Origin of the sequence: uncultured Piscinibacter sp. (assembly GCF_937952055.1) — a bacterium.
Taxonomy (GTDB): domain Bacteria; phylum Pseudomonadota; class Gammaproteobacteria; order Burkholderiales; family Burkholderiaceae_C; genus Piscinibacter.
This window is the reverse complement of the sequence record NZ_CALFYO010000021.1, coordinates 172,054-188,289: the sequence shown is the minus strand read 5'-3', so window position 1 is coordinate 188,289 and position 16,236 is coordinate 172,054. Positions and strand designations below refer to the sequence as shown.

The 16,236-nt window shown below is 70.2% G+C and carries 19 protein-coding genes and 1 riboswitch; of the genes, 5 read left to right on the top strand and 14 right to left on the bottom strand.

The genetic code is table 11. The features are described 5' to 3' along the window. Positions 1-54: 54 nt before the first annotated feature. From Q0599_RS15155 to Q0599_RS15090, 14 genes are all read right to left on the bottom strand, one after another. On the bottom strand, positions 55-1,233 hold the full coding sequence (locus Q0599_RS15155) for a pyridoxal phosphate-dependent aminotransferase (RefSeq protein WP_298830913.1): 1,179 nt from the start codon (positions 1,231-1,233) through the stop codon (positions 55-57). Between the two features lie 5 nt (positions 1,234-1,238). Next, positions 1,239-1,727: a transcription antitermination factor NusB gene (gene nusB, locus Q0599_RS15150; protein WP_298830910.1), complete on the bottom strand. Its 489-nt coding sequence runs from the start codon at positions 1,725-1,727 to the stop codon at positions 1,239-1,241. Further along, positions 1,724-2,188 carry a 6,7-dimethyl-8-ribityllumazine synthase gene (ribH, locus tag Q0599_RS15145; protein ID WP_298830907.1) on the bottom strand — a complete coding sequence of 155 codons (465 nt, stop codon included), beginning with the start codon at positions 2,186-2,188 and terminating at the stop codon, positions 1,724-1,726. Before ribH ends, nusB begins: the two co-directional genes overlap by 4 nt. Before the next feature lie 24 nt (positions 2,189-2,212). Beyond that, a complete protein-coding gene (gene ribBA / locus Q0599_RS15140) occupies positions 2,213-3,307 on the bottom strand; it encodes a bifunctional 3,4-dihydroxy-2-butanone-4-phosphate synthase/GTP cyclohydrolase II (protein WP_298830904.1) in 1,095 nt (364 codons plus the stop codon). A gap of 53 nt (positions 3,308-3,360) precedes the next feature. Further along, on the bottom strand, positions 3,361-3,990 hold the full coding sequence (locus Q0599_RS15135) for a riboflavin synthase (protein WP_298830901.1): 630 nt from the start codon (positions 3,988-3,990) through the stop codon (positions 3,361-3,363). A 46-nt stretch (positions 3,991-4,036) separates the two neighbouring features. Continuing rightward, on the bottom strand, positions 4,037-5,149 hold the full coding sequence (gene ribD / locus Q0599_RS15130) for a bifunctional diaminohydroxyphosphoribosylaminopyrimidine deaminase/5-amino-6-(5-phosphoribosylamino)uracil reductase RibD (RefSeq protein WP_298830898.1): 1,113 nt from the start codon (positions 5,147-5,149) through the stop codon (positions 4,037-4,039). Positions 5,150-5,168: 19 nt separating this feature from the next. Continuing rightward, positions 5,169-5,618 carry a hypothetical protein gene (locus Q0599_RS15125; protein WP_298830895.1) on the bottom strand — a complete coding sequence of 150 codons (450 nt, stop codon included), beginning with the start codon at positions 5,616-5,618 and terminating at the stop codon, positions 5,169-5,171. Positions 5,619-5,634: 16 nt separating this feature from the next. Continuing rightward, positions 5,635-6,690: a PilX N-terminal domain-containing pilus assembly protein gene (locus tag Q0599_RS15120; protein ID WP_298830893.1), complete on the bottom strand. Its 1,056-nt coding sequence runs from the start codon at positions 6,688-6,690 to the stop codon at positions 5,635-5,637. Continuing rightward, on the bottom strand, positions 6,687-7,208 hold the full coding sequence (locus Q0599_RS15115; protein ID WP_298830891.1) for a hypothetical protein: 522 nt from the start codon (positions 7,206-7,208) through the stop codon (positions 6,687-6,689). The genes Q0599_RS15120 and Q0599_RS15115 overlap by 4 nt, the downstream gene beginning before the upstream one ends. A gap of 146 nt (positions 7,209-7,354) precedes the next feature. Next, on the bottom strand, positions 7,355-7,807 hold the full coding sequence (locus tag Q0599_RS15110) for a type IV pilin protein (protein WP_298830889.1): 453 nt from the start codon (positions 7,805-7,807) through the stop codon (positions 7,355-7,357). A gap of 13 nt (positions 7,808-7,820) precedes the next feature. Further along, positions 7,821-8,348, bottom strand: a complete 528-nt coding sequence (locus Q0599_RS15105; protein ID WP_298830887.1) for a GspH/FimT family pseudopilin — start codon at positions 8,346-8,348, stop codon at positions 7,821-7,823. Positions 8,349-8,489: 141 nt separating this feature from the next. Continuing rightward, a complete protein-coding gene (nrdR, locus tag Q0599_RS15100) occupies positions 8,490-8,933 on the bottom strand; it encodes a transcriptional regulator NrdR (protein ID WP_298830885.1) in 444 nt (147 codons plus the stop codon). 19 nt (positions 8,934-8,952) lie between these two features. Then, complete coding sequence (gene glyA, locus Q0599_RS15095; protein WP_298830883.1) at positions 8,953-10,200, bottom strand: serine hydroxymethyltransferase; 1,248 nt, start codon at positions 10,198-10,200, stop codon at positions 8,953-8,955. Positions 10,201-10,255: 55 nt separating this feature from the next. Beyond that, positions 10,256-10,376, bottom strand: a riboswitch (ZMP/ZTP riboswitch). 25 nt (positions 10,377-10,401) lie between these two features. After that, on the bottom strand, positions 10,402-11,310 hold the full coding sequence (locus Q0599_RS15090; protein ID WP_298830880.1) for a lytic transglycosylase domain-containing protein: 909 nt from the start codon (positions 11,308-11,310) through the stop codon (positions 10,402-10,404). A 279-nt stretch (positions 11,311-11,589) separates the two neighbouring features. Here Q0599_RS15090 and Q0599_RS15085 point away from each other — a divergent pair, with 279 nt between their 5' ends. The 5 genes from Q0599_RS15085 (at position 11,590) to Q0599_RS15065 (ending at position 16,236) form a co-directional block, all read left to right on the top strand. Then, positions 11,590-13,149: a UbiD family decarboxylase domain-containing protein gene (locus tag Q0599_RS15085; RefSeq protein ID WP_298830877.1), complete on the top strand. Its 1,560-nt coding sequence runs from the start codon at positions 11,590-11,592 to the stop codon at positions 13,147-13,149. Positions 13,150-13,396: 247 nt separating this feature from the next. Then, positions 13,397-13,687, top strand: a complete 291-nt coding sequence (locus Q0599_RS15080; RefSeq protein WP_298830874.1) for a hypothetical protein — start codon at positions 13,397-13,399, stop codon at positions 13,685-13,687. Between the two features lie 32 nt (positions 13,688-13,719). Next, entirely contained in the window at positions 13,720-14,109 is a 390-nt protein-coding gene (locus Q0599_RS15075) for a 4a-hydroxytetrahydrobiopterin dehydratase (protein WP_298830871.1), read from the top strand. Positions 14,110-14,259: 150 nt separating this feature from the next. Beyond that, positions 14,260-15,285 carry a beta-ribofuranosylaminobenzene 5'-phosphate synthase family protein gene (locus tag Q0599_RS15070; RefSeq protein WP_298830869.1) on the top strand — a complete coding sequence of 342 codons (1,026 nt, stop codon included), beginning with the start codon at positions 14,260-14,262 and terminating at the stop codon, positions 15,283-15,285. Positions 15,286-15,318: 33 nt separating this feature from the next. Further along, positions 15,319-16,236: an NAD(P)-dependent methylenetetrahydromethanopterin dehydrogenase gene (locus tag Q0599_RS15065; RefSeq protein ID WP_298830867.1), complete on the top strand. Its 918-nt coding sequence runs from the start codon at positions 15,319-15,321 to the stop codon at positions 16,234-16,236.

The window sequence follows — 16,236 nt, the reverse complement described above, 5'->3', positions numbered from 1 at the left end:
GGCAGCCCATCTGTAACAGCTTCTCACCAAAGTTTGCCTTGCTGCGTGCGGGCGTCACGCCTTCGCCACAAGCACCTCGGCCAGACGCGCCATCGCCTCGCGCAACTGCGGCATCGAGTTCGCGTACGACAGCCGCACCCAGCGCTCGCTGCCATGGTGGCCGAAGTCGCGGCCCGGCGTCAGCGCGACGTGGGCGCGCTTCATCATGTCGAACACGAAGTCCCAGCTGCTGGTCGCGTGCGCCGAGCAGTCGGCCCAGGCGTAGAAGGCGCCATCGGGCAGCACGGGCACGCGCAGTCCCAGCGCGTCGAGTGCCGGCACCACGACATCGCGACGCGCCTTGAACTCGCCGCGCCGGCGTTCGTACTCGGCGATCGACTCGGGTTCGAAGCAGGCCAGCGCGGCATGCTGCGCGAGCGTCGAGGCGCAGATGAAGAGGTTCTGGGCCAGCTTCTCGACGGCGCCGACGAGCGACTCGGGCAGCACCATCCAGCCGAGCCGCCAGCCGGTCATCGAGAAGTACTTGGAGAAGCTGTTGATCGAGATCACGTCGTCGCCGTGGGCGAGTGCGCTGTGTCCGAAGCGGTCGTCGTAGCTCAGGCCGAGGTAGATCTCGTCGACGATGGTGAAGCCGCCGCGGGCGCGCACCGCACGCACGATGCGGCCCATCTCGCCGGGATCGATCGAGGTGCCGGTGGGGTTGGACGGCGACGCCAGCAGCACGCCGCGGGTGCGATCGCCCCAGGCCGCCTCGACGCCCTCGGCGTCGAGCTGGAAGCGCTGTTCGGGGCCGCTGGGCAGCAGCACCGGCACGCCGTCGGCCGCGGCGACGAAATGGCGGTTGCAGGGGTAGCTGGGGTCGGGCATCAGCACCTCGTCGCCACGCTCCACCAGCGCGAGGCAGGCGAGCTGCAGCGCCGCGGAGGCGCCGGCGGTGACGACGATGCGCGAGGGCGCGATGGCCAGGCCGTAGCGCTGCGCGTACCAGTCGCTGATGCGCTCGCGCAGGGCGGCGAGTCCGGTGGCGTCGGTGTACTGCGTGCTGCCGTCGCGCAGCGCGCGCTCGGCGGCTTCGCGCACCAGCGGCGGCGCGGTGAAGTCGGGCTCGCCGATGTTCAGGAAGATCATCGGCTTGGCGGCACAGGCCGGCGAGCGCGCCAGTTCGGCGGCCGCCTTGGCGCACTCCATCACGTAGAAAGGCTCGATGTGATCGAGCCGAGACGCGGTGCGCATGGACCTCAGCGCCGCGCGGCGCGCGCGGCCTGCACCTCGACCGGCCGCAACTCCGCGGCCGCCTTGTCGAGCACGCCGTTGACGTACTTGTGGCCGTCGGTGCCGCCGAAGTTCTTCGCCAGCTCCACCGCCTCGTTGATCGCCACCTTGTAGGGCACGTCGATGCAGTGCTTCAGCTCGTAGGTGCCGATCATCAGCACGCCATGCTCCACCGGCGACAGCTCGGTGGTCTTGCGGTCGACATGCCTGGCCAGCAGCGCGTCGATGTCGGCGGCCTCGGCGATGCAGCCGTGCAGCAGGGCATCGAAGTGCGCCGCATCGCAGTCGCCAAAGCCTGCCTGCTCGCGCATGTGGGCATCGATCACGCCGGGTTCGCCGCCGCCGATCAGCCACTCGTACAGGCCCTGTAGGGCGGCTTCGCGCGAGCGCCGACGCGCCGACGGCGGACGCTGGCCGGCCGCGCGCGGCTTCTTCTTCGGTGACGTCTCGCTCACGACAGGTCTTCCATCAGGTTGGCCATCTCGATCGCCACCTGCGCGGCGTCGCGGCCCTTGTCCTCGGCGCGCGCCCAGGCCTGTGCCTCGTTCTCGACGGTGAGGATGGCGTTGGCGATCGGCAGCTGGTGGTCCAGCGAGACGCGCGTGACGCCCGCACCGCTCTCGTTGGCGACCAGTTCGAAGTGGTAGGTCTCGCCGCGGATGATGCAGCCCAGCGCGACCAGCGCGTCGAAGTCGTCGCTCTCGGCCAGCGCGTTCAGCGCCAACGGCACCTCCAGCGCGCCAGGCACGGTGACGTGGCGGATGTGGCGCTCGTTCACGCCGAGGCGTTTGAGCTCGGCGAGGCAGCTTTCGGCCAGCTTGCCGGTGATGGCGGCGTTGAAGCGGGCCTGCACGATGCCGATGCGCAGGTCCTGCCCGTCGAGTTCGACACGCTCGCCTTGATCAGCGTCCTGCATGAGTGGCTTTCGATGGGGTCGGGTTCATTGGGCGGCCACGAAGCCGGTGACTTCCAGCCCGTAGCCGGTCATGCTGGGCATGCGCCGCGGGCTGCCGAGCAGGCGCATCCTGACGATGCCCAACTCGCGCAGGATCTGCGCGCCCACGCCGTAGGTGCGCAGGTCCATCTGGCTGCGCGCTGGCGAGGTCTGCGCACGGGGGCCTGTGACCTGCGGCAGCAGCGTGGCCACGTCCTCGCCACAGTTGAGCAGCAGCGCCGCGCCGCGCGGCGCCGCCTGGATCGCCGCCAGCGCCTTCGGCAGGGGCCAGGAATGGCTGCTCGCGCCGACGTCGAGCAGGTCCATCACCGACAGCGGCTCGTGGACGCGCACCAGCACCTCGTCCTTGGGCGTCCAGCTGCCGTGCACGAGGGCCAGGTGCAGGCCACCGGTGCGGTCGCGGAAGGCGGTGCAGTCGAACTCTCCCTGCGCGGTAGCGAGCCTGCGCGAGCCGGTGCGCTCGATGAGCGACTCGTTGCGGCTGCGGTACTCGATCAGGTCGGCGATGGTGCCGATCTTCAGGCAGTGCTCGCGTGCGAACTCGATCAGGTCGGGCAGGCGCGCCATCGTGCCGTCGTCCTTCATGATCTCGCAGATCACCGCGGCCGGCGTCAGGCCGGCCATGCCGGCGAGGTCGCAGCCCGCCTCGGTGTGGCCGGCGCGCATGAGCACGCCACCGTCCTGTGCCTGCAGCGGAAAGATGTGGCCGGGCTGCACCAGGTCGCGAGCCTGTGCGTTGCGCGCCACCGCGGCCTGCACGGTGCGTGCGCGGTCGGCTGCCGAGATGCCGGTGGTCACTCCTTCGGCCGCCTCGATCGAGACGGTGAAGGCGGTGCCGGTCTTCTGGCCGTTGCGCGCGGCCATCGGCTCCAGCTTGAGGCGCTCGCAGCGCTCGCGCGTCAACGTCAGGCAGATCAGTCCGCGGCCGAACCTCGCCATGAAATTGATCGCCTCGGGCGTGACGTGGTCGGCAGCGAGCACGAGGTCGCCCTCGTTCTCCCGGTCCTCCTCGTCGACGAGGATGACCATGCGGCCGGCAGCGAGTTCGGCCACCAGCTCCGGAATCGGGGAAATGGACATGGCGGAATTGTAGGTGGCGGGGGTGCCGCGCCCCGGCAGGGAGGGATTCGGCCTCAGTGGCGCGGCAGCGAGCCGCCGAGCATGCGCTCGACGTAGCGGGCGATCAGGTCGATCTCGAGATTGATGCGGCTGCCCGCCCGCAGCGTGCCCAGCGTGGTGTTCTCGATGGTGTGCGGGATCAGGTTGATGCTGAATTCGCAGGACAGCTGGTGGTCGACCACGCGATTGACGGTCAGGCTGACGCCATTGACGGTGATCGAGCCCTTGTAGGCGAGGAAGCGCGCCAGGGCTGGTGGTGCGCTGATGCGCAGTTCCCAGGACTCGCCCACCGGCTCGAAGTGCGTGACGGTGCCGATGCCGTCGACATGCCCGCTGACCAGATGGCCACCGAGGCGGTCGTGGGCGCGCAGCGCCTTCTCCAGGTTGACCGGCCCCGGCTCGCCGAGGCCCGCCGTCTTGTCCAGGCTCTCGGCGGAAATGTCGATGGTGAAGCGGCGGTTTCCGGCATCGAAGCTGGTGACCGTCATGCAGGCGCCATTGAGCGCGATGCTGTCACCGAGCGCCACGTCGTCGAGGTATCCAGCGGGCGCTTCGATGGTCAGGCGCTGTCCGTGCGAAGCGTCGGCGCCGAGCGGTGAGGCGTCGACGATGCGGCCGACGCCGGTGATGATGCCGGTGAACATGCAGCGATTGTCGCAGGCCGCACCGGCGCCCCGCGTCGCCTGCGCGTCAGAAGTCCTCGCGGCCGGCCGGTCGCGCGATCAGACGCAGGTCGCCGCCGATGCGCTCGACGCTCACCCAGCGCAGGTCCAGCGCATCCTCCAGCCGATCCAGCGGCCCGAAGGCGGCCAGGTCGCGGCCCGTGCCGAGCAGGCGTGGCGCCATGTAGACGAGGAATTCGTCGACCAGCCCTTCTCGCACCAGCGAGCCGTTGAGCTTGTGGCCGGCCTCCACGTGCAGTTCGTTCACGCCGCGCCTTGCCAAGTCGGCGAGCATCGCTGCGAGGTCCACCTTGCCTCCCGCGCCGGGCGCGAAGGCGATTTCGGCGCCGCAGGACTGCAACGCCGCCCCGCGCTCGGCGTGAGGCTGGGCGGCATAGATCAGCACGGCGCCCGGCGGAGCCAGCAGCCGTGCGCTGACCGGTGTCTCCAGCCGCGAGTCCACCACCACGCGCAGCGGCTGCCGTGGTGTTTCGACGAGGCGCACGTCCAGCCGTGGGTCGTCGTCGTGTACCGTGCCCACGCCGGTGAGCACTGCGCTGGCGCGTCGGCGGAAGGCATGGCCATCGGTGCGTGCCTCGGGCCCGGTGATCCACTGGCTGACGCCGTTGGGCAGCGCGGTGCGACCGTCGAGGGACACCGCCACCTTCAAGCGCACCCAGGGTCGGCCGCGCACGACACGCGAGAAGAAGCCGATGTTGAGTTCGCGCGCCTCGTGCGCGAGCAGACCCTGCTCGACCGCGATGCCGGCGGCGCGCAGCCGCGCGGCGCCGGCGCCGGCGACCTGCGGAAACGGGTCTTCCAGCGCCATGATGACCCGGCCGACGCGCGCGGCGATCAGCGCGTCGCAGCAGGGCGGCGTGCGGCCATGGTGGGCGCAGGGCTCCAGCGTCACGTAGGCGGTCGCACCGTGCACGATCTCGCGGCGTGACTCTGCATCGCGCAACGCCATCACCTCGGCGTGCGGCCCGCCCGCCTGCTGCGTGCGACCGCGGCCGATGACTCGGCCGTCGGACGCGACGATCACACAGCCCACGCGCGGATTGGGCTCGGTCAGTGCAATCGACTGCTCCGCCAGCGCGAGCGCCTCGTGCATCGGGGTGGGGAAATGCGGCGGCATCATCGGCAGCAATTCTGCGCGATCAGCGAGGCAGCAGGCTCAGCGCCGCAAGCGCTGGTTCGGACGCGCCGATGAGCGTGGCGAGCTCGATCTGCTGCACCTCGTCCTTGCGGTCGGCCCACTGCACGGTCACCGTCACGACGCGCGAGCGTGGCCAGGCCGTCGCGTCGACGCGACGCCGCACGCCGTAGCGCGGGCTGCCCAGGCCGTCAGGCTCGACCGTGAAGGCTGCATCCGTGATCGCGTCGAAGGAGGGCGCCGCACCGGCCCCTCGCACGAAGCCACGCAGTCCCTCGATGTCCTGCTGTGCAAGGCGTGTCGCCTCGCTGCGCTGCCGGGCCAGTTCGGCATGCTGGCGCAGCTCGGGTTGCAGGCGCAGCACGGCCAGCATGCCCAGCGATAACACGACGAAGGCGACCAGCGCTTCGATCAGGGCGATGCCTCGTGGAGCGCGGAGGGCGCGATGGACCATGGTGAACTCCTCGTCGTCAGAAGTCGCGCCAGCCGCCCGGCAGGCGCACGAAGCTGCCCTGACGCGTGCGCAGAGCCTCGAGCACCACGGCGTCGCGCGCGGCGTCCAGCGAGTCATCGCCGGCCGCCGTCCCTTCGCTGATCAGCGCGCCGCGCACCGTCGCCGCCGGAGCGGCCCAGCCGAGGCTGGCACCGTAGAGCACACCGTGCAGGCTCACGTTGCCGTGCAGCTGGATCGCACCGTGGGCAACGATCAGCATCGGTCGCTGCGGCGTGCCGAGCGCGAGCGGTCCGCGCAACTCCAGGTCGCCGGGTGCCGCCACCAGCGTGATGCCTTGCGCGGCCAGCACGGCCAGCGCGGCACCGCAGTCGCCGCGGCAGTCGAGCACGTGGACTGCGCCCTGGCGCGTCCACATCGCCTTCGAGACACCGAAGTGGGCGGCGAAGAACTCCTCTGCCTCGACGCCTGCCGGCCGCAGTGTCAGGGCGGTGGCCGGCGGCGCAGGCAGGGCGGGCTGCAGCGCGATCAGCGCCTCGCTTCGCGCCGTGGCGCTGTCGCCGCTGCCGTCGGGGCGGCAATCGCCGGCCCAGCGGCTGCAGCCGGTGGCGGCCAGCCGCAGCACGCCGGGCCGCGGGCCGGCCGAGAGGCGCAGCGCGAAGGCCGGCGCCCTGGTGGCGTCGTCTGCAACGACCCGTTCGGCAGGGGCGTCGCCCGGGCAGCCGCAATGCCAGCCGTCTGCATCGTGCACGCAGGCGGGACGCAGCGCGCGGGGAGTGAATTCCGGCAGCGCGGTGTCCAGGTGGCGTTCGCGGAAGCTCTCGCTGGCCAGCGGCGAAGGCCGGCAGTCGCTGCCCAGCCGCTCGCTCGCGTTCAGCATGGCGCTGGCCCATTCAAGGCCGGCTTCCGCGGCCTCGAAGGCGACCGTCGCTTCCGCCTGGTTGGCCGACTGGCGCAACTCGATCAGCAGGTTTCGATGGGCCGCGAGCACCACCACCAGCATGGCGACGAGCAGCATCAGAGCGATGGCCAGCGTGGCGGCGCCGCGCTGGCGGTGTCGGGGGGTGGGCATCATGGGAGACCTCGGGCAGGGCAGGCGCCGAGCACGGCGTCATTGCGCAAGCGGATGCGGCTGGCGAGGCGACGCACTACCGTAGCGTCGGCGGCGGCGCGAGCGGCGATGCGTACGATCAGGCTGCGCACCTCGACCCGCGCGTCGCAGGTCGCGCCGGCTGGGCAGGGGCGCGGGCAGTGCTCGAGCAGCGAGACGCTCTGTACCTGCGGCTGAACGCTGAACTCCGTGATCCATAGCGTGCCGGCATCGGTGAGCGCCTGCCAGTTGCCTGCGCCGAGCAGCAGCTCGATCACGCCGTTGCGCAGTCGCAGGCCGTACTGTTCGTTGCTGTCGAGCACGTGGTTCTCGCTGGCGTCGCGCGAGTAGGCGAAGCGGGCTGCATCCGAGGCTGCGGCCCCGGGTGCGAACGAGGCATAGGGGTTGGCCGTCGCCGCGATCGGGTCGCCCCAGTGGCCGGCGCGGCGCAGGTCGCGGGCGATGACGTCGCTGGCGCTGCGCAGGTCCTGCATCACCCGCATGGCCGCCGTGACGCTGCGGTGCTCGCGCCACTGGCTGGCGAGCAGCGAGATGCCGGCGGCGGTGATCAGCCCCCCCGAGCGCGAGTCCGACCATCAGCTCCACGAGGGACAGCCCGTGTTGGTGGCGCTGCATGTGGGCACTCCGTTCACAGGCCCCAGCAGCGGCGGTTCGCTGCGGGGTCGTTGGCGACCTGGTCGTCCGGCCCCGAGGCCCGGGTGGTGATGCCTCCGGCGATTGTCAGCACCAGGTGACGGCATTCGGCGTCGCCGGCCTGCGTGCCGGTGGCACGGGCGATGGACGTGTAGCCCGTGTCATCGGCAACGAGCACCTCGAGCCGGTAGTGGCCGCCGCTCGAACGCTGCGGCAGGTGCAGCTCGGTCAGGGTCCCGTAGCTGCGCCGGTTGGCGTAGCGGCGCTCCTGGGCGAGCTGCAACTGTGTCATCGCGACCAGCGCGTCGGCGCGCCGTGCCCTTTGCAGACTGCTCTGGAAGCTCGGCCAGGCGAGGCTGGACAACACGCTGGCGATGCCCAGCACGGTGAGGACTTCGATCAGCGTGAAGCCGCGAGCGCGGCGGCGGACGGTGGACGGGCGGTTCATGGTGGTTCTCCCTTCAGCAGGCGCGGTAGCCGGGCACGGCGGCGAGCGGCGAACAGCTGCGCACGCGGCCCATGACGTTGACGACGTGATGAATGGCGCGGCCATCGCTGCCGACCACGCGCCAGGTGGCGGTCGGCGTGGCGGTGCCGTGCAGCGGGTCGAAGGCGATCACCGGGGCGTTCGACTGCAGCCCCACGCGGCCGGCGGCGGTCCAGCCGACGCTGCGGATCAGCGTGCTGCCAGGGCTGCATCGGCCCTGGCCGTCGGCAGCGCACTGGCACTGGTCGGCGTTGCCGGTGTGCACGACGTAGCAGTTGGTGGCGGCATGCCAGCTCAGCCGCACGACGCGGTTGCGGGCAATGCTTTCGTTGCGCGCCAGTTGCAGGTCGGCGACGAGTTGCGTGGCGGCAGCGTCGAGCCGGCGCAGGTCGATCAGTCGCTGCAGGCCGGGCGCTGCCGCGGTCGCGGCCGCCGCGACGATGCCGATCACGACGGCCGCTTCGACGAGCGTCAGGCCGCGTTGAGTTCCGAGGTGGGACATGCTGTGCTTCGCGAGTGGCGTTGCACAGACTCTAGGAAAGGTGCGCCCATCGCGCGTCCCGCTCAGGGGCGATCGGGTGGGGCCCCGCAGCGGGGCGCCCCGGGCGAGGCCCCCGGTGGGGGGAGGCTCAGTCCAGCGACCTCAGATATCCCGAATCAGCTGGCGGAACTCGTCCACGTCCTCGAAGCTGCGGTAGACGGAGGCAAAGCGCACGTAGGCCACCTTGTCGATACGCTTGAGCTCGCGCATCACCAGTTCCCCCAACCGGGTGGAGTTCACTTCCTTGGCGCCGCTGTTAAGCAGCTTCTCCTGGATGCGTTCGACCGCGGCGTCGATCTGCTCGACGCTCACCGGCCGCTTGCGCAGTGCCAGCGCCATAGAGGCGCGCAGCTTGGCGAGCACGAATTCCTCGCGCGTGCCGTCCTTCTTGACGACGGACGGCAGCGCAATCTCGGCACGCTCGTAGGTGGTGAAGCGCTTGTCGCAATGCTGGCAGCGCCGGCGCCGGCGCACCACGTCGCCCTCGTCGGACTCGCGCGTCTCGACGACCTGGGTCTCGTCGTGGCTGCAGAACGGGCAGCGCATGCCGGTGTCGGCCGCCGCGTCAGCGGTAGACCGGGAAGTCCCTGGTCAGCGCCGCGACCTTCGCACGCACCGCGGCGATGGTCGCTTCGTCGTGCGGCTTGTCGAGCACGTCGGCGATCAGGTGGGCGGTCAGCCGCGCCTGCTCCTCCTTGAAGCCGCGCGTGGTCATCGCCGGCGAACCCAGGCGGATGCCGCTGGTCACCATCGGCTTCTGCGGGTCGTTCGGGATGCCGTTCTTGTTGCAGGTCATGTGCGCCGTGCCCAGGATGGCTTCCGCCTCCTTGCCGGTCAGGCCCTTGGGGCGCAGGTCGACGAGCATCACGTGGCTCTCGGTGCGGCCGCTGACGATGCGCAGGCCGCGCTGCGTCAGCGTCTCGGCCATCGCCGCGGCGTTCTTCACCACCTGCTGCTGGTAGGCCTTGAACTCGGGCGCCAGCGCCTCCTTGAAGGCCACCGCCTTGGCGGCGATGACGTGCATCAGCGGGCCGCCCTGGATACCGGGGAAGATCGCGCTGTTGATCTGCTTGGCAACGGCATCCTTCATGAGGATCAGGCCGCCGCGCGGACCGCGCAGCGTCTTGTGCGTGGTGGAGGTGACGGCGTCGGCGAACGGCACCGGGTTCGGGTAGACGCCCGCTGCGATCAGGCCGGCGTAGTGCGCCATGTCGACCATGAAGTACGCGCCGACCGCCTTCGCGACCTTGGCGAAGCGCTCGAAGTCGATGCGCAGCGCATAGGCGGAGGCGCCGGCGATGATGAGCTTGGGTCTGTGCTCGTGGGCGAGCCTCTCCATCGCGTCGTAGTCGATGGCCTCGTTGGCGTCGAGGCCGTAGCTCACCACCTTGAACCACTTGCCGCTCATGTTCAGCGGCATGCCGTGCGTGAGGTGGCCGCCCTCGGCCAGGCTCATGCCCATGATGGTATCGCCGGGCTGCAGCAGGCCGAAGAACACCGCCTGGTTGGCCTGCGAGCCGGAGTTCGGCTGCACGTTGGCGTTCTCGGCACCGAACAGCTGCTTGAGGCGGTCGATGGCGAGCTGCTCGACCACGTCGACGTTCTCGCAGCCGCCGTAGTAGCGGCGGCCGGGGTAGCCCTCGGCGTACTTGTTGGTGAGCTGCGAACCCTGCGCGGCCATCACCGCCGGAGAGGCGTAGTTCTCCGAGGCGATCAGCTCGATGTGGTCTTCCTGGCGCTGGTTCTCGCGCTGGATGGCGGCCCAGATCTCGGGGTCGACGTTGGCGACAGTGGAGGCGGATCGGTCGAACATGACGGCAGTCCTTGACAGCGGTGGTCCCCGGCGCCGGCCGCGCGTGGCGCGGTCGCTGGGCTGCCCAGGCGAACGGCGGAACCGATGCCCGCGGCAGCAGGCACCGACCGCGCTTCCCGGTGGTTCACCACCTCAGGCCCCGAGGCGGAGCCGCATCGCCAGTCGCGCGGTGCCGCCAGTGTAGCGGACGCGTCCCCGGCCTCAGTGCAGGAAGGCCACTCGTTCGATCTTTTCCGCGTCCGGCGTCGGCGCAGCGGCCGGCTGGGTGGTGCCGAGTTCGGCACCTGACGCCGCAGCCGCCGGCAACGTCAGCGGAATCAGCGCCACGTTGGCCGGGACCGACTTGCCAGCGGCGACCAGGCGCATGTTGTTCCGCTCGGCGAGCACCTTGCCCGCGTAGCCACCGTCGTCCGGAAGATTGGCGGCTCCGACGTAGTAACGCAGGCCGGCTTCCAGGCTGCCGGCGCGCGCGATGCACTCCTTGAGCACCTGCACGCCCACGCGCAGATTGGTCACCGGGTCGAACGCGGCATGGTTGCCGCCGAAGGCCTCGTACTTGTCGTCGTGGATCCTCGTCATCACCTGCATCAGGCCCTGGGCGCCCACGGAGCTCTGCGCGAACGGATTGAAGCTGGATTCCACCGCCATGATGGCGAGGATCAGCGTCGGATCCAGGCCAGCGCGTTCGCCGACGTACCAGGCTTCCTTGACCAGGCGGCTGATCGGTTCCGGCGCCACGCGGTAGCGGCGGGCGATCCAGTGGGCCACGGCGGCCTGCTGGCGGGTGAGCTCACGGGGATCGGCGGCCGTGGCGCGGCTGATCGCCTCGGGCTCGCTCAGTTGGCTGGCCAGCAATTCGGCGGGCTCGGCGCGGGCTTCCTGGCGGGCTTGCAGCCAGCCCAGCGCGTGGGTCTCGACGGCATGGCGCAGTTCGGGCTTGCCGAACGTGAACACCGCGCCGGCCACGATCAACAGCCCGACCAGGGCCAGCATGTTGTGGCTGACTTCGAGCAAGCCGTGCCCGACGTCCCGCAGGAACACCGTGGCCGACTCGCCGATCGCATCGCGAACCCGGAAGGCTCGCGTCAAGCATCGCTTCAGCGTCGTCATGTCACTCCTTTCAGCGCCGTCGGCCCGCTAGGGCGACCCCAGACCGGCAGCGGCCGGGGCGACGGTGATAATCCTCGGCCGGAGGTGGGGAGCCGTCTTGCGCGGCGTCATCCGGCGGCGAATCGAACCGGGTTCGACTGTGGCAGCCGCTTGGCTGCCGCTCTATCCCTGCACCACGGGGGTTGGGGTTATCCCGAGTACGTGCAAACGGGGCGAATTCTAGGAACCCATTTCATAACCGGTCAAGCTTATAGACCGATTGTTTGATTACTATTTTGTATGAAGTACCGCGATCTTCGCGAGTTCATGGCGGGACTGGAGAAGCTCGGCGAACTGCGTCGGGTCGCAGAGCCAGTCTCCGCGCGGCTGGAGATGACAGCGGTCAGTGACTTCGTGCTGCGATCGGCCGGGCCGGCACTCTTTTTTGAGAGGCCCGACGGTTACAAAATTCCGGTGCTCGCCAACCTGTTCGGGACCCCCAAACGGGTGGCGCTCGGCATGGGCGCCACCGAGGTGAGTGAGTTGCGCGAGGTGGGTCGGTTGCTGGCGCGCCTGAAGGAGCCCGAGCCGCCGAAGGGCCTGAAAGACTCGGGTCGCTTGTTACATATGGCCAAGGCGATCTGGGACATGAAGCCTGCCTTGGTTCGTCAGGCGGCCTGCCAGGAGGTGGTGCTCGAAGGGTCGGAAGTCGACCTGGGTCGCCTGCCGGTGCAGACCTGCTGGCCCGGTGATGCGGGGCCGTTGATCACCTGGGGACTGGTGGTCACGCGCGGGCCGCAGGGTGGCCCGCACGCCCGGACGCGGCAGAACCTGGGCATCTACCGGCAACAGGTGATCGGACGGCGGCAGGTCATCATGCGCTGGCTGGCGCATCGCGGCGGCGCGCTCGATTTCCGCGAGTTCGCGCTGACCAAGCCGGGGCAGCCCTTTCCCATCGCGGTGGCGCTGGGAGCCGACCCGGCCACCATCCTCGGCGCCGTCACACCCGTGCCCGACACCTTGTCCGAATACCAGTTTGCGGGCCTGCTGCGCGGCAGCCGTACCGAGGTCGCGGACAGCGGTGTCGGCGATGCCGGCGTGAAGCTGCAGGTGCCGGCCAGCGCCGAGTTCGTGCTCGAGGGCTGCATTCCGGTGGCCGAGCCGGGGTGGACCGGCGTGAGCGAGCGCGGCGTGCCGCTGAAGGAGGTGGGCGGCTACCTGCATGCGCTGGAGGGGCCGTTCGGCGACCACACCGGCTACTACAACGAGCAGGACTGGTTTCCGGTGTTCGAGATCGGGCGCATGACGCACCGCCGCGACCCGATCTACCACTCCACCTACACGGGCAAACCGCCCGACGAACCGGCTGTGCTGGGCGTGGCGCTGAACGAGGTGTTCGTTCCCATCCTGCAGAAGCAGTTTCCGGAGATCGTGGACTTCTACCTGCCGCCGGAGGGTTGCAGCTACCGCCTGGCGATCATCAGCATCCGCAAGGCCTATCCGGGCCACGCCAAGCGGGTGATGTTCGGTCTGTGGAGTTTCCTGCGCCAGTTCATGTACACGAAGTTCATCGTCGTCACCGACGAGGATGTCGATATCCGCCGCTGGGACGACGTGATCTGGGCGATCACCACGCGCATGGACCCGCTGCGCGACACCACGCTGGTGGATCACACGCCGATCGACTACCTCGACTTCGCTTCGCCAGTCAGTGGGCTCGGCGGCAAGATGGGCCTGGACGCCACCCACAAGTGGCCGGGCGAGACGACGCGCGAGTGGGGCCGCGCGATCCGCATGGACGCGGACGTGAAGTCGCGTGTCGCCGACCTCGTCGCGAAGATCATGAAGCCGGCGCCGTGACAAGAGGGAACACCAGCGCTCGGCGCGCTTGAAGTCGCAGGCCGCGTCGTCTAGCTTAGAAAGGCCTGCATGCAGGCGCACCCGATGGCGCAGTCCCTGCGCGCCAGGAGCCCCGGACGACTTTCCTCCGGAGCCCCAACTGGTGGCGTCAGCCACCCGCCCCTCCCACCTCTGGTCGGGAGGGGTTCGTCATTCTGGGCCCACCTCCGTCCTCGTCCTTCCGGCACAGGGTCTTCAGCAGGCCCTCGTGCACCGCCACGCGCTGGTGCGCTTCCTCGAAGCGTGGGCGCGACGCCGTCCCAACACCACGCACTACCGCGACCTCCTGATGTGCCACGAGGCGCCGCTGCGGCGCAATCCGCCCATGGAACTGCAGGTGAAGAACCCTGCGCGCATGAGCGAGGCGCAGAAGCAGGCAGTGCTCGAACGCGAGCAGGCGCTCCGGCACGGCGAGGTGGGGCGGCGACAAGGCGGCGGTGCGGCATACCGGCCCGGTCCATGCGAAGGCTCCGTGCTTGCAACGCCATGGCGCGCGTGACATCGTTGAGCGCCGAATCAGAGGAGACGAACATGACGCAATGGCGACGCAAAGGCGCGGACGAGGTCTACGGCGCCGAGGAAGTCGAGGCGCGCCTCAGGGACGAGTTGCCCCACTGGCACCTCGAGGACGGCTGGATCCGCCGCAAGTACAAGACCAGTGGCTGGAAGGCCACGCTGATGGTCGTGAACACCGTCGGTCACCTCGCCGAGGCTGCCTGGCACCATCCGGACCTGACCGTGTCCTACGCCTTCGTCACCGTGAAGCTGATGAACCATGCCGCCAAGGGCATCACCGAGAAGGACTTCGCGCTGGCGAAGAAAATCGAGGAGGTGCTGATGTGGCAGCCGGGCCGGGAAGAGGGCGCGGTGCTCGAGGGCACGCCGGACGATCCGCGCTTCAAATACCTCAAGTACGACTGACGTCGGGCCGCTGCCGGCTGCGTTGACAGACTGTCCCCCAATCGGGACAGCGCAGGGTGCTGCGCACGGTGCGGCGCGGCCTGCGGCCGCGGAACGGGCCTTGCTACCTGAGGCCGTATGCTCCGTTCGATCGACGCCCCGCCGCCGCCCATGGCCCCTGCCTCGCCGTCCTCTCCGCGCGCCGCCGCGCGCGCCGGCGTGAACGTGCGTGCCCCCGGCCGGCTGCACCTCGGCTTCCTCGATCCTTCGGGCACGCTGGGCCGGCGCTTCGGCAGCATCGGCCTGGTCATCGACGGCTTCGAGACCGAACTCGAACTAGGCTCGGCCACGCACGACGCGCTGGTGGCCGACACGCCAGGCGCGCAGGCCGAACTCGAGCGCGTGGACGCACACCTGCGGGTGATGCGCGAGCGCACCGGTCGCGATGCGCCGCTCGCCCTGCGGCTGCGCAGGGTGTTGCCGGCCCATGCCGGCTTCGGATCAGGCACGCAGCTCGCGCTGGCCGTGGGCCGCGCCTTCGCGCGCTGGCAGGGCCTCGATCTGGACTCGCCGACGCTGGCGCATTGGCTGGGCCGCGGCCTGCGCTCGGGCATCGGCATCGCCGGCTTCGACGCCGGCGGCCTGCTGCTCGATGGCGGCCCGGGCCGAGACGGGTTGCCGGCCAAGGTCCTGTCCCGCGTCGAACTGCCGGCGGCCTGGCGCATCATCGTCGTGCTCGACCCGCGCGCCCGAGGTCTGTCCGGCGTGCAGGAACGCGAAGCGATCGCCGCCTTGCCGCCGCTGCCGCAATCGGCCGCGGCCGACATCTGCCATCAGTTGCTGATGCGCGTGCTGCCCGGCGCGTCGGGCGACGACTTCGGCGCCTTCGCGCCGGGCCTCAACCGCGTGCAGCAGCTGCTCGGCGACCATTTCGCGCCGGCACAGCACGGCAGCGCCTGGTCCAGCGCCGGCGTCGGCCGGTTGATGCAGTGGTGGGGCGAGACTGCCGGCGACGCCGCCGCGATCGGTCAGAGCTCCTGGGGCCCCACCGGCTTCGCCATCGTGCCCTCGGCCAGGGCAGCGCAGGGGCTCGTCGATGCGGCGAGGGCTGCCGGTGTCGTCGACGCAGCCCTGGAACTGCGCGTCGTCACGGCACGCAATCGCGGCGCCGTGGTGGCCGAGCTGCCGGCACGCTGAACCCATTTCCCACTTCACCGACTGCGATTCGCCATGGAACGCCCCTACATCCTGCACATGATCACGCCGGGCAAGCAGATGAGCCCGTTCGACATCAACATGGCGGCCGACGCCGGCTACCAGATCATCGTGCCCTACTGCGAGGCCGGCATCGACAGCGTGACGGCGCTGACGCAGGACGCGATCTTCTCGCGCGGCCCCAAAGGCGTGGCGCGCACCGGCCTGTTCATCGGCGGCCGCGACGCACTGCTTGCCGCCGACATGCTCGAGCGCGCGAAGAAGGCCATGGTGCCGCCCTTCGTCGTGTCGGTGATGGCCGACCCGAGTGGTGCCTACACCACTGCTGCGGCGATGGTCGCCTGCGTCGAGGCGGCACTGCTGAAGAATTCGCCCGACGGCCTGAAGGGCCAGCGCGTCGTCGTGCTCGGCGGCACCGGGCCGGTCGGCCGCATCGCCGGCGTGCTCGCCGCGCAGGCCGGCGCCGACGTGGCGCTGTCCAGCCGCAATGGCATCGACGTGGCCGAGGAGGCCGCGCAGCAGACCGGCAAGCGTTTCGGCGTGACCATCCATGGCATCTCCGGCGGCGACCGCGCGGCGGTGCGCACCTCGATCGGCGACGCCGACGTCGTGCTGGCCTGTGCCGCTGCCGGCGTGCAGGTGGTGTCGGCCGAGGACCTGGGCTTCGCCAAGCGCCTGAAGGTGGCGGCCGATGTGAACGCCGTGCCGCCCGAGGGCGTGGCCGGCGTGGGCGTGATGGACGACGCCAAGCCGCTGGCCGGCACGAACGCCGTGGGCATCGGCGCCTTGGCCATCGGCAACGTCAAGTACCAGACGCAGCATCGCCTGCTCGTGCAGATGCGCGACGCGCCCAAGGCGGTGACGCTGGGCTTCACCGAGGCTTTCGCGACGGCGCGCGCCTTCCTTGCCGAATCGGCCGCGAAAGCCGGCTGA

Coding starts and splice junctions, on each gene's coding strand:
- Q0599_RS15070 (WP_298830869.1), top strand. CDS start 14,260: ATGGCCCCTGCCTCGCCGTCCTCTCCGCGCGCCGCCGCGCGCGCCGGC.
- Q0599_RS15085 (WP_298830877.1), top strand. CDS start 11,590: ATGAAGTACCGCGATCTTCGCGAGTTCATGGCGGGACTGGAGAAGCTC.
- ribH (WP_298830907.1), bottom strand. CDS start 2,188: ATGCAGGACGCTGATCAAGGCGAGCGTGTCGAACTCGACGGGCAGGAC.
- ribD (WP_298830898.1), bottom strand. CDS start 5,149: ATGATGCCGCCGCATTTCCCCACCCCGATGCACGAGGCGCTCGCGCTG.
- Q0599_RS15120 (WP_298830893.1), bottom strand. CDS start 6,690: ATGATGCCCACCCCCCGACACCGCCAGCGCGGCGCCGCCACGCTGGCC.
- Q0599_RS15075 (WP_298830871.1), top strand. CDS start 13,720: ATGACGCAATGGCGACGCAAAGGCGCGGACGAGGTCTACGGCGCCGAG.
- Q0599_RS15125 (WP_298830895.1), bottom strand. CDS start 5,618: ATGGTCCATCGCGCCCTCCGCGCTCCACGAGGCATCGCCCTGATCGAA.
- Q0599_RS15090 (WP_298830880.1), bottom strand. CDS start 11,310: ATGACGACGCTGAAGCGATGCTTGACGCGAGCCTTCCGGGTTCGCGAT.
- glyA (WP_298830883.1), bottom strand. CDS start 10,200: ATGTTCGACCGATCCGCCTCCACTGTCGCCAACGTCGACCCCGAGATC.
- ribBA (WP_298830904.1), bottom strand. CDS start 3,307: ATGTCCATTTCCCCGATTCCGGAGCTGGTGGCCGAACTCGCTGCCGGC.
- Q0599_RS15105 (WP_298830887.1), bottom strand. CDS start 8,348: ATGTCCCACCTCGGAACTCAACGCGGCCTGACGCTCGTCGAAGCGGCC.
- Q0599_RS15135 (WP_298830901.1), bottom strand. CDS start 3,990: ATGTTCACCGGCATCATCACCGGCGTCGGCCGCATCGTCGACGCCTCA.
- Q0599_RS15155 (WP_298830913.1), bottom strand. CDS start 1,233: ATGCGCACCGCGTCTCGGCTCGATCACATCGAGCCTTTCTACGTGATG.
- Q0599_RS15110 (WP_298830889.1), bottom strand. CDS start 7,807: ATGAACCGCCCGTCCACCGTCCGCCGCCGCGCTCGCGGCTTCACGCTG.
- Q0599_RS15065 (WP_298830867.1), top strand. CDS start 15,319: ATGGAACGCCCCTACATCCTGCACATGATCACGCCGGGCAAGCAGATG.
- Q0599_RS15115 (WP_298830891.1), bottom strand. CDS start 7,208: ATGCGGGTGATGCAGGACCTGCGCAGCGCCAGCGACGTCATCGCCCGC.
- nrdR (WP_298830885.1), bottom strand. CDS start 8,933: ATGCGCTGCCCGTTCTGCAGCCACGACGAGACCCAGGTCGTCGAGACG.